General features: G+C 57.9%; 10 protein-coding genes. 6 read left to right on the top strand and 4 right to left on the bottom strand.

The genetic code is table 11. The annotated features are described in order from the left end of the window. Window positions 1-323: 323 nt before the first annotated feature. A complete protein-coding gene (locus WFN61_RS12975) occupies window positions 324-1,718 on the bottom strand; it encodes a NarK family nitrate/nitrite MFS transporter (protein WP_144814757.1) in 1,395 nt (464 codons plus the stop codon). Window positions 1,719-2,028: 310 nt separating this feature from the next. Between WFN61_RS12975 and narX the strand changes: the two genes are divergently transcribed. Both narX and narL read left to right on the top strand, forming a co-directional pair. Continuing rightward, window positions 2,029-3,825 carry a nitrate/nitrite two-component system sensor histidine kinase NarX gene (gene narX / locus WFN61_RS12970; protein WP_144814753.1) on the top strand — a complete coding sequence of 599 codons (1,797 nt, stop codon included), beginning with the start codon at window positions 2,029-2,031 and terminating at the stop codon, window positions 3,823-3,825. Next, on the top strand, window positions 3,818-4,468 hold the full coding sequence (gene narL, locus WFN61_RS12965; RefSeq protein ID WP_144814750.1) for a two-component system response regulator NarL: 651 nt from the start codon (window positions 3,818-3,820) through the stop codon (window positions 4,466-4,468). Before narX ends, narL begins: the two co-directional genes overlap by 8 nt. Here narL and WFN61_RS12960 read toward each other — a convergent pair. After that, window positions 4,465-5,850 carry a YchO/YchP family invasin gene (locus WFN61_RS12960; RefSeq protein WP_337038762.1) on the bottom strand — a complete coding sequence of 462 codons (1,386 nt, stop codon included), beginning with the start codon at window positions 5,848-5,850 and terminating at the stop codon, window positions 4,465-4,467. The two genes, narL and WFN61_RS12960, sit on opposite strands and share 4 nt — an antisense overlap. 238 nt (window positions 5,851-6,088) lie before the next feature. On the opposite strand from WFN61_RS12960, the gene WFN61_RS12955 reads away from it, so the two are divergent. The 4 genes from WFN61_RS12955 to WFN61_RS12940 all read left to right on the top strand — a co-directional run bounded on the left by WFN61_RS12955 (window position 6,089) and on the right by WFN61_RS12940 (window position 9,322). Continuing rightward, on the top strand, window positions 6,089-6,601 hold the full coding sequence (locus tag WFN61_RS12955) for a YbhB/YbcL family Raf kinase inhibitor-like protein (RefSeq protein ID WP_238084947.1): 513 nt from the start codon (window positions 6,089-6,091) through the stop codon (window positions 6,599-6,601). Between the two features lie 18 nt (window positions 6,602-6,619). Beyond that, on the top strand, window positions 6,620-6,973 hold the full coding sequence (locus tag WFN61_RS12950) for a DsrE/DsrF/TusD sulfur relay family protein (RefSeq protein WP_042396102.1): 354 nt from the start codon (window positions 6,620-6,622) through the stop codon (window positions 6,971-6,973). A 106-nt stretch (window positions 6,974-7,079) separates the two neighbouring features. Further along, window positions 7,080-8,864 (top strand): methyl-accepting chemotaxis protein, encoded by a 1,785-nt coding sequence (locus WFN61_RS12945; RefSeq protein WP_312778356.1) that lies wholly within the window; start codon window positions 7,080-7,082, stop codon window positions 8,862-8,864. A 212-nt stretch (window positions 8,865-9,076) separates the two neighbouring features. Continuing rightward, window positions 9,077-9,322 (top strand): DUF1883 domain-containing protein, encoded by a 246-nt coding sequence (locus WFN61_RS12940; RefSeq protein WP_144815989.1) that lies wholly within the window; start codon window positions 9,077-9,079, stop codon window positions 9,320-9,322. A 7-nt stretch (window positions 9,323-9,329) separates the two neighbouring features. Here WFN61_RS12940 and WFN61_RS12935 read toward each other — a convergent pair whose 3' ends face one another. Together WFN61_RS12935 and chaB are read right to left on the bottom strand one after the other, a co-directional pair. Then, on the bottom strand, window positions 9,330-10,025 hold the full coding sequence (locus WFN61_RS12935) for a gamma-glutamylcyclotransferase (RefSeq protein WP_313449660.1): 696 nt from the start codon (window positions 10,023-10,025) through the stop codon (window positions 9,330-9,332). Between the two features lie 196 nt (window positions 10,026-10,221). Continuing rightward, window positions 10,222-10,452, bottom strand: coding sequence for a putative cation transport regulator ChaB (gene chaB, locus WFN61_RS12930; RefSeq protein WP_042396109.1), 231 nt, complete (start codon window positions 10,450-10,452; stop codon window positions 10,222-10,224). Window positions 10,453-10,722 lie beyond the last annotated feature (270 nt).

The following is a 10,722-nucleotide window of genomic DNA, read 5'->3' as shown; positions in this document are numbered from 1 at the left end:
GACGTTAACGCGCTGAAAGGACGTGAGAATTGATGGCGATCAAGGCAGGCTGGCATAGCAAAAACGCTGCATTTTTCACCTACCCCCAAAGTGGCAGGAAACTCTATTTTTTATCTTATTGATTTTATTTATCTTTATGGCTTAATCCACTTTTTTTACCGTGGTATTTCTGTACCGGAGGTATTAGGGGGTAGATCCTCTGTCTGGCTCTCTCGACGCGGAAGCCAACGTGCTGAATGCCCTCCCTAAAATAAGTATGTTGTAACTATATACAAGGTAAAAAAAGCGCGGCATTGCGCCGCACAAGGATAATCAACAGTGCTTTATTTTGTTTTAGCTTTACGTCCGTACACCGCCCAGGTGATAAACACGCAGGCAATATAGAACACGAGAAAGACTTTCATTGCTCCGGCCGGCGAGCCGGTAAGCGCCAGCGAGGTACCAAAGGCTTTAGGAATAAAGAAGCCGCCAATCGCGCCAATGGCCGAGATAAACCCAAGCGCCGCCGCCGTATCGGTTGCCGCTTCACGCAGCGCCTGCTCCTCGGTGCCACCCTTGGCCTTTACCCGCTCCATCGTCATTTTGCGGAAGATGACCGAGATCATCTGGAAGCTGGAGCCGCTGCCCAGCCCGGCGGTGAGAAACAGCATCAGGAAGACAGCGAAGAAGGCGCTAAAGCTCCCCTCGCTTCCCGCTGATGGCAGGGTCAGGAACAGCAGCGCGCTGAAGATCGCCATGGCCACAAAGTTCACCAGCGTGACGCGAACGCCGCCGAGACGGTCAGAGAGCGCCCCACCCGCGGAACGGGCCAGCGCGCCCACCAGCGGGCCAAAAAAGGCGAAGTGCAGAACGTTGACGTCAGGAAACTGGGTCTTGGAGAGCATGGCGAAGCCTGCCGAAAAACCAATAAACGAGCCAAAGGTTGCCAGATAGAGGAAACCCAGGATCCACAGATGCGCCCGCTTCAGTACCGGCAGCTGCGAGCGCAGCGAGGCTTTCGAGGTCGCCAGCTCGTTCATGCCAAACCAGGCTGCGAGGGTAAAGACAATCAGGAAAGGCACCCAAATCCACGCCGCGTTCTCCAGGTAGAGCATAGAGCCATCTTCCTGCTGCACGCCGGTCGCGCCAAAAAAGGCAAACAGCGAGAAGGTGATCGCCAGCGGGGCCAGCAGCTGCATCACGCTTACGCCGAGGTTACCCAGCCCGCCGTTGATCCCCAAGGCACTACCCTGCTTCTGCTTCGGAAAGAAGAAGCTGATGTTGGCCATGCTGGAGGCGAAGTTTGCCCCGGCAAAGCCGCAGAGCAGAGAGATGATGATAAAGGTGCTAAACGGCGTGCTGGTGTCCTGGACGGCAATGCCCAGCCAGACGCAGGGAACGATCATGATCCCGGTACTGAACGCGGTCCAGCGGCGACCGCCGAAGATAGGCACCATAAACGAGTACGGCACCCGCAGCAGCGCCCCGGAAACCGAGGGCAGCGCGGTCAGCATAAAGAGCTGATCGGTCGTAAAATTAAAGCCAACTTTATTAAGATTAACCGCCACGGCGCTAAACAGCATCCAGACGCAAAACGCCAGCAGCAAGCAGGGCACGGAGATCCACAGATTGCGGCTCGCCACGGCCTGGCCACGCTGCTGCCAGAACGCAGGATCCTCCGGTCGCCAGTCAGTTATGACGGCTCCGGTGGTCCTTTCAGGTATTGAAGAGTGACTCATAGACACCTCTGATAAGGGATTTTAACCCCTGCCACCATAGGGTTTACGCCAGCGCTTAAGTTGATATAAATCAAAGGAAAAGTTGTCATTTAAGCCGCCCATAAACTGGACTACCCCTAAATGAGCAGCTGAAACCGCCAGAAAAACTGTGGTTTTTCACGCCAGTGACGTCTTTGCCGTTTCTTTCACTCCAGCCCGTGCCTGCTGCGACAATAAAGGAGTAACTCTTTTGGGGTATGGGTATACTCCAGGGTATAGCCGAAAATAGCCCTACTCCCGGTGACTTGCCGGGTCAGGAGTCTTGCCGTATATGCTAAAACGCCTCTTTTCACCGCTGACGCTGGTCAACCAACTGGCGCTGATCGTTCTGCTCTCTACCGCCATTGGCGTAACCGGGATGGCTATCTCTGGCTGGCTGGTACAGGGCGTACAGGGCAGCGCGCACGCCATTAACAAAGCGGGCTCGCTGCGTATGCAGAGCTATCGCCTGCTGGCCGCTATGCCGCTCACGGAAACTGACCAGCCGCTAATCGACGAGATGACCCGCACGGCCTTTAGCCCGGAGCTGACCCAGGCCGCGCTGCGCGACGGCCAGCTTCCGCAGCTCCAGGCGCTTCAGCGCTACTGGCAGCGCAATCTTATTCCAGCCCTGGTGCAGGCGCAGGACGCCGCGGCCGTCTCTGGCGAGGTTGCCACCTTTGTTAACCGCATCGATCGTCTGGTGAGCAGTTTCGATCGTCGCACCGAACAGCGGATCGATCGCGTTCTGCTGGTGCAGCGCGGCATGGCAATCTTTATGGCCCTCCTGCTGGTCTTTACCGTGATCTGGCTGCGGGCGCGTCTGCTGCAGCCCTGGCGGCAGCTGCTGAGCATGGCCCACGCCGTTAGCCAGCGCGATTTTTCCCAGCGGGCGCATATCAGCGGGCGTAACGAGATGGCCAAGCTCGGCATGGCGCTGAACAACATGTCCAGCGAGCTGGCCCAGAGCTATGCGGTGCTGGAGCAGCGGGTAAAAGAGAAGACCGCCGGGCTGGAGCAAAAAAACGAGATCCTCTCCTTTCTCTGGCAGGCCAACCGCCGCCTGCACATGCAGGTTCCGCTGTGCGAGCGCCTCTCGCCGGTGCTTAACGGCCTGCAAAATCTTACCCTGCTGCATGACATTGAGCTGCGGGTCTACGATCTGGAAGATGAGGATAACCGCCAGGAGTTTACCTGCCAGCCGGACATGACCTGCGATGATATCGGCTGCCACCTCTGCCCTCGCGGTATCCTGCCTACGGGCAGCGGCGGCACAACCCTGAAGTGGCGGCTGGCGGATAACCATATGCAATACGGCCTGCTGCTGGCGACCCTGCCTGCCGGACGGCATCTGAGCCACGATCAACAGCAGCTGGTTGATACTCTGGTAGAGCAGCTTACCGCTACCCTGGCGCTGGATCGTCATCAGGAGCGCCAGCAGCAGCTGATGGTGATGGAAGAGCGCGCCACTATTGCCCGCGAGCTGCACGACTCGATTGCCCAGTCGCTCTCCTGTATGAAGATGCAGGTCAGCTGCCTGCAGATGCAGGGCGAAAGCCTGCCCGACTCCAGTCAGCAGCTGCTGGGGCAGATCCGTAACGAGTTGAATACCTCCTGGGCCCAGCTTCGCGAGCTGCTGACCACCTTCCGCCTGCAGCTCAACGAGCCGGGTCTGCGTCCGGCGCTGGAGGCGAGCTGCCAGGAGTACAGCGCCCACTTTGGCTTCCCAATCAAGCTGGACTACCAGCTGCCCCCGCGCTTCGTGCCCTCACACCAGGCTATTCATTTGCTACAGATTGCCCGCGAGGCGCTGAGTAACGCCCTGAAGCATTCGGGGGCCAGCGAGGTGACCGTCATGGCAGTTCAGCAGGGGCGGCAGGTGAAGGTCAGCATTACCGATAACGGCTGCGGCGTGCCGGACAACGCCGAACGTACCAACCACTATGGCTTAATTATCATGCGCGATCGCGCCCAGAGCCTGCGCGGAGATTGTCAGGTTCGGCGGCGAGAGTCCGGCGGAACCGAGGTGGTGGTAACATTTATACCCGAAAAGCTTCTCTCATCCGTACAAGGAGATAAACATGAATAATCAGGAACCTGCGACCATTCTGCTGATTGACGATCATCCGATGCTGCGTACCGGCGTTCGGCAGCTTATTAGCATGGCGAGCGACGTCCGCGTCATCGGCGAAGCCAGCAACGGGGAACAGGGAATTGAGCTGGCTGAGACGCTGGATCCCGATCTAATCCTGCTCGATTTGAACATGCCCGGCATGAACGGTCTGGAAACGCTGGACAAGCTGCGGGAGAAGGCCCTCTCCGGGCGCGTGGTAGTCTTCAGCGTCTCTAACCATGAAGAGGACGTGGTCACCGCCCTGAAGCGCGGCGCGGACGGCTACCTGCTGAAGGACATGGAGCCCGAGGATCTGCTGAAGGCGTTGCAGCAGGCTGCGGCGGGTGAAATGGTATTGAGCGAAGCGCTGACGCCGGTGCTGGCCGCCAGCCTGCGCGCCAACCGCGCCACCTCTGACCGGGACGTGACCCAGCTGACGCCGCGCGAGCGCGATATCCTGAAGCTCATTGCCCAGGGGCTGCCTAACAAGATGATCGCCCGCCGTCTGGATATCACCGAAAGCACGGTGAAGGTTCACGTTAAGCATATGCTGAAGAAGATGAAGCTCAAATCCCGCGTGGAAGCGGCAGTCTGGGTGCACCAGGAACGTATTTTCTAATTAGCCTCCGGCAGCTGCGGCCAGCGCGGAGCGGTGTTCTGCGCACTCACCAGCGGCTCAGCCAGCGTGAGCGCGATCTCATTGGAAGAGACGCGCTGCCCCTTCTCATCCTCCACCGTTAGCGACAGATGCCACGTATTATTCGCACCCTCCTGACTGTCCCAGGCGGGCATAATAATGCTCCAGCCTTCGCTGCTGTTGGCATTCACCGGCGGGGTCAGGCTCAGGGCCTGGGTATCCCCCTGCCAGGTAATAGATCGGATGCCGTAGCGACTGCGGACCTGAACCACCATCTGTACCGTTTCGCCCGGTTTAAGATCCCACGGCGGCGTGGCCAGAAATACCGACAGGGTTTTCCGCTGGCGATACTCTACCACCGGCAGATTATTGCGCGTCGGGCTGTCATAGCGGCTGCCCCGCAGGGAGCGGCTATCGGCAACCTCGCTGGCGCTGAGCTGCTTTTTGAGCGGCACGCCGAAGCGATAGTTGAGATTGAGGCCAAGGTTGTTCTGGGTCTCTCCGCTCTCCCCCTGCTTATGCTGGGCGGTGACGGTAACCAGCGGCACCGGGGTATAGTTCACGCCAACGTTAACCGCGACAGGATTGTGGTAGCCCGAGCCAGAGTCAAAGAGATCGACATTGTCGCCAAAGTACTGCTCAAGACTCAGGCTGGTATTGATATGTTCATAGAACGGCAGACGTGCCTGGGCGGTAACATCATAGCCCCGCGCCAGCCGCTGCTGCACCGCTGCACCGGAGTAGTCCCAGCCTGAAAGCGGCTGGTAATAGTTGGCCGAGAAGCGCAGATACTCGCCCCAGGCCTCCGCCCCCAGTCCGGCCCGCTGCAAATTCTCATCCAGCAGATTATCGTAGAAGGTGTTGTAGCCCAGCAGCCAGTGCCCGGCAACCCAGCGCTGACCGATACCGGCGTTGCTCACCAGGCCCTGATCCTGCTGGGTTAACCCCAGCTGGCTCCAGCTCAGATAGCGGTTGTTATCCTGCCACGGAATAAACCAGCTGCCCTGGCTGCCGGTGAAGCGTCCATCATCGTTAACCAGCACGTTAACGCTAGCGTTGCCCCAGGGTGAGAGCCACGACTCTACCTGCTCATTAACGTTCTCGCTGAGGACGTCACGGATCTGACCAAAAGCGAACTGACGGGCCTGCTGCCCGGCGGTAAGACCGTTATCGGTCTGGCTGGCTTCACCAAAGGCTTTCGCCATCTCGGCTACGCTCTTTATGTTGGCGTCACCGGTCGAGGCCAGCCCCAGATCCGGCAGGCTATCGTTGTCAAAGGGATTATGCGGCGTCTGCTGTGAGATGGCGCGGGCATCGGTCACGCCTCCTGCCAGCAGCAAGAGTAGAAGAAGTCGAGTTTTCATCAGCGCGTTTGAGCGTAAATTCAGCGGTTGCGCCTCCGGTCTGGCCAACGGTTAAAGCGTTATTTTATCGATTTTTACGGCGTTTTTCAGCCTTAAGCACAATTTCAGGAAAAACCTTAACGGCTCCCGTCTCGTCAGGTCTACAGTTAATTTATCTCTTAATACGTCTATTTATTGCAAGGTATGTCGAATGGTCACTATCAGCAAAACGCTAAAATGGGCTCTGTGGAGTTCACTGATGTTTTATGGCGCAGCCTCGCAGGCCAGCGAGCTGTTTACCCTGCAGTCGCCGGCGTTTGCCGATAATGGCCCGCTGGATAAAAAATTTGCCGGTAACGCCAAGGATAACCCTAACTGCACCGGTGAAAATCAGTCTCCGGTATTAATTTGGAATAATCCACCGGCAGAGACTAAAAGCTTTGCCCTGATTGTTCACGATCCAGAGGGGGCAAAAGGTCTCGGCGTCACGCATCTGGTAGCGTACAATATCTCTCCGTCCGCCACCGGTTTTCCTGCTAACGCCCTGCGCGACGGCAAAGAGTTTACCGGCGGCAAAAATAGCCCCGGCACCGATCGCTGGTTTGGCCCCTGCCCGCCGCCCGGCAGCGGCGCGCATCACTATACCTTTACGCTTATCGCCACCAGCCAGGCACCGGATCTTCCCGCCGGTCTGACCCGCGAAGCGCTGTTCGAGAAGCTGAAAGGTAAAGCCCTGGCCGCCACCGGCCTGATTGGCCGCTTCGGGCAGTAGTTTTTATAAGGAAGAAAAATGCAAAAGATCGTGATTGTCGCCAACGGCGCGGCCTACGGCAGTGAGTCCCTGTTTAACAGCCTGCGTCTGGCCATTGCCCTGCGCGAGCAGGCCGAGGAGCTGGATCTGCGCCTGTTTCTGATGTCCGATGCGGTCACCGCCGGGCTGCGCGGTCAGAAGCCTGCCGAGGGCTACAATATTCAGCAGATGCTGGAGATCCTGACGGTGCAGAACGTGGCGGTGAAGCTGTGTAAAACCTGCACCGACGGGCGCGGCATCACCGAGCTGCCGCTTATTGACGGCGTTGAAATTGGTACGCTCGTCGAGCTGGCTCAGTGGACGCTGGCGGCGGATAAAGTATTAACTTTTTAATAATAACTCGCCTAAAATATATTTTTCTTATAGTTCCTCGCTGGACATCAAGTTTACCTGCTGTGTTGCCGATAGGCTTTTAAACAACACAGCAGGTATAACAACTATGTTCAAGACGATTCGCGCACGCATTACCGCAGCCACCGCAGGCTGTCTGGCTGTCGCTTTACTGATCAACACCGTGATCAACTACCAGGTAACACGCCAGGATAACCAGCAGTCCCAGCGGGATATCCTTTCCAGCACCAGCATCAGCCACAGCGGCGCGATTGCCGACTGGGTAAACAGCAAGATGACGATGATCGCCTCGCTGCAAAGCGCTGCGCTGACGGCGGATCCGGTTCCCAGCTTCGCCCAGATCGCCCAGGCGGGCGGATTTATCAACGTCTATGCTGGCTATGCCAGCAAAACGGCGAAGTTCTCAGATTCCAACGGCATCCCGGCCGACTACGATCCCACTATTCGACCCTGGTATCAGCAGGCGGCGAAAGCCGATGCGCCGATCGTCACCGCCCCCTATGTTGATGCCGCCTCCGGCAAGCTGGTGGTGACCTTCGCCGTTCCGGTGAAAGAGAACGGCACGCTAACGGCGGTGGTGGCAGGCGACGTGGCCATGGACAGCGTGGTCGCTAACGTGCGCACCATTCAGCCGACGCCGCAGAGCAGCGGCCTGCTGATCAACAGCGACGGAACGGTGATTGCCGCCAGCAATGCCGATTTGACCCTGAAGCCGTTCGGCGAGGCTATCCACAAGGCTGACTTCAATGAACTGCAGGCGGGCAGCCCGGTAGACGGCGAGTTTGACGGGGCGGAGAAGGCGCTGATGGCGAAACCGGTTAAGGGTACCAGCTGGCTGCTGGTCGTTGCCCTTGACACTAACGATGCCACCAGCGGCATGCGTGCCCTGCTGAAGGCGTCGGCCCTGTCGCTGATCGTGCTGGTGCTGATTGGTGTAGCGGTGATGCTGCTGCTGGTAACAACGATGCTGAAACGCCTGGTGGCGATCCGCGATGCGATGCTGGCCATCGGCGACGGCACGGACGATCTCTCCCAGCGCCTGCCGGAGAGCGGTAATGATGAGGTGGCGCAGATTGCCCACGCCTTTAACATCTTCAGCGATAAGCTGGCGGTGGTGATGGTGAAACTGCGCGACTCCAGCACCTCGGTACAGCATGCGGCCCAGGAGATTGCCGCCGGTAACCAGGATCTCTCCGGTCGTACCGAGCAGGCGGCCTCCAGCCTGCGGGAAACCGCCAGCGCCGTAGAGCAGATCACCGCCTCGGTGGCCCAGTCAACTGACTCCGCTGCCCAGGCGAACAGCCAGGCGCATACCGCCTCTGAAGCGGCATCGCGCGGCGGCAGCGTGGTATCGCAGGCGATCTCGACCATGCAGGCCATTGAAGAGGCCTCGGCTAAAATTGGCGATATCACCAGCGTGATTGACGGGATTGCGTTCCAGACCAACATTCTGGCGCTCAACGCCGCCGTAGAGGCCGCCCGTGCCGGTGAGCAGGGTCGTGGCTTTGCGGTAGTCGCGGGCGAGGTTCGCACCCTGGCCAGCCGCAGCGCTCAGGCGGCGAAAGAGATCAAAACCCTGATCGAATCGACGACGGAGAGCGTCGCCACCGGCTCGCGCTATGTCCGCCTGGCGGGTGAGAGCATGACCGATATTGTCTCCAGCATCGACAGCGTGTCGGTTATTATGCGCGAGATCACCGTCGCCACCAGCGAGCAGATGAAAGGTATCCAGGAGATCAACCACGCGGTAATCGACCTCGATCGCATGGTGCAGCAGAACGCCGAACTGGTGGTGCAGTCTGCCGCTGCCGCCGGGGCGCTTCAGTCGCAGGCGGGAGAGCTGGCGGAGACCGCAGGCCATTTCCGCATTTAATCCCCTCCCGGCGCGCTTTTGGAACGGTTTAGCGCGCCGGGAAGCGCCTTCAACGCACAATGTCACTTTTGTTTAATCGTTGCGCTCTTTTTTGATCAAAATCAGCATCGTGGCTCCGTCCGTTTGGTGTGATGCAGGGAGCAAGTGTGAACAAAATCACACGGGGATTATCCAGCAGGGAGTGCTTTAAAGTGATTAACGGGGTAAAGAGAATGGCGCTGGTGAAAGCAAGTTTGACGTTGTTTGGTGGCGATACGGTAGTGGTCCGCTGTTCGGAGAGCTGCCATATCCATTTGATGAGTGCGAAGAGCCATACGGCAAACGCCCAGACCGATATTCTGAGCGTACAGGATCGTAACAGTGCGTACCTGACCGTGCCCTACAGCGGGACCTGGAACGTGTTAATCGACAGCCAGAGCCAGTCGCTGGAGCACTCTATCAGCTACGTGGCTGCCTAATCTCTTCTCAGGCAAAACCGGGCTGCAATGACGGGCCCGGTTCTTCGCCGCCCAGCAGTCCTCTCACCTTCCCAACCAGATCGTTCAGGCAGTCGTCATGCATGCCGAGCTTGATCAGCTCCTGCTCCAGCGAGAAGAGATACTGCGCGTTAGTGCCCAGCGGGCCGCTGGCCGCCGCGATCAGCGGGGCGATCACCTGGGCGCGAGTATCTGACTCGTAGAGCGCGTGGCGCGGATCCATAATAAATACCAGAGCGTTTACCGTGCGGCCATCGTCCAAAGCGAGCTTACACCAGGTCGGCAGATAGCAGCCGGTGATCATCTCCCGTTTCCACAGCAGGGTCAGCTCTTGTTCAAGAGTTTCGTCAGGCAGGCGGTAGGCGACGCCGGTGGTGCGTCCGCCCTCTTTTAGGGCAAGCATTCGCCCAGGCTGGCAGGTCGTGCCGCGACCGGCGGTGAGACGCAGACAGAAGGCGCGATGCCAGCCCACCAGCGTGCCGGTGCAGGATTCGTTAAACTCCAGCGCCGGGTTCCACATCAGCGATCCGTAGCCAAAAATCCATACCGGGCCATCGTCGGGCCGGCAGGCAAGCGTAGCCGCCAGCGACGCCGCGCGCTGTTCAGCGGACCAGAGCAGCGCCGCCTCAATATCACCAAAGGCGGTTTTGCAATCCGCCTGTATTAAAAAGTCGCGTGTTAACACTTTCTACCTCCACCACTGCGTGCTTCCATGCGACCGTTATCTTGTCTTCCGTGCATTTAGCTGCTGAATAAAAGCGCAGCCTGTGGAGACGATATGCAATTCGCGGACCGCTTGCAAGCGTGCAGCGCGCCATGCCGCACGAAAGCGGCAACGCAATAAAAGGGGGTTTAGCGTTAACGACAGCTATTTCAGCGGCTTATTTCTTTTTGTGCCATTTATCGTCGTCGCCCTTCTCATACTCATGCTTCACCGCCGCCCAGGCCACCTTATGCGCGGTCTCTTCCCGGCTGTCATCTCCGCGCCGGTCGTCTTTATCTTTGTACTGATCCCAGGCGCTGTTGAATGCCTCTTTATAGATATCCTGAGCGTGAGCAGGCAGGACGTTTTTGACGTTGTCTGGCAGATCGCCTTTTGCTTTGTAGGGCATGTGACCTCTCCTTTTGGTTATCAAACCTTAAGTGTGGCTGACAACGCCGCGCCTTGCCACCCACGGACTAAATCTGCTAATTCCTGGTTTTAAGTTTCTATTTATTAAACCAATTTTCAACAAAGCATCGTAATCTGTCCGTCATGTGCCAAAAAAATGCCAATGCCGTAAAAAAAGGTAAAAATTGACTTAAATTCGCCCCTGTTCTGCTATTTTAATGTCCTGAAAAAATCTTAACTATACTCATCAGCAACAGCACACTACGGAGAG

Origin of the sequence: Pseudescherichia sp. AS216 (assembly GCF_037152055.1) — a bacterium.
Taxonomy (GTDB): Bacteria; Pseudomonadota; Gammaproteobacteria; order Enterobacterales; family Enterobacteriaceae; genus Pseudescherichia.
Note: the sequence above shows the minus strand (reverse complement) of the source record. Positions and strands in the feature narration are given on the sequence as shown.

Bases quoted from the DNA above. Each gene is read 5' to 3' on its own strand.
- WFN61_RS12975 (WP_144814757.1), bottom strand. From the start codon at position 1,718: ATGAGTCACTCTTCAATACCTGAAAGGACCACCGGAGCCGTCATAACT.
- narX (WP_144814753.1), top strand. From the start codon at position 2,029: ATGCTAAAACGCCTCTTTTCACCGCTGACGCTGGTCAACCAACTGGCG.
- WFN61_RS12945 (WP_312778356.1), top strand. From the start codon at position 7,080: ATGTTCAAGACGATTCGCGCACGCATTACCGCAGCCACCGCAGGCTGT.
- WFN61_RS12940 (WP_144815989.1), top strand. From the start codon at position 9,077: ATGGCGCTGGTGAAAGCAAGTTTGACGTTGTTTGGTGGCGATACGGTA.
- WFN61_RS12960 (WP_337038762.1), bottom strand. From the start codon at position 5,850: ATGAAAACTCGACTTCTTCTACTCTTGCTGCTGGCAGGAGGCGTGACC.
- WFN61_RS12950 (WP_042396102.1), top strand. From the start codon at position 6,620: ATGCAAAAGATCGTGATTGTCGCCAACGGCGCGGCCTACGGCAGTGAG.
- chaB (WP_042396109.1), bottom strand. From the start codon at position 10,452: ATGCCCTACAAAGCAAAAGGCGATCTGCCAGACAACGTCAAAAACGTC.
- WFN61_RS12955 (WP_238084947.1), top strand. From the start codon at position 6,089: ATGTTTTATGGCGCAGCCTCGCAGGCCAGCGAGCTGTTTACCCTGCAG.
- narL (WP_144814750.1), top strand. From the start codon at position 3,818: ATGAATAATCAGGAACCTGCGACCATTCTGCTGATTGACGATCATCCG.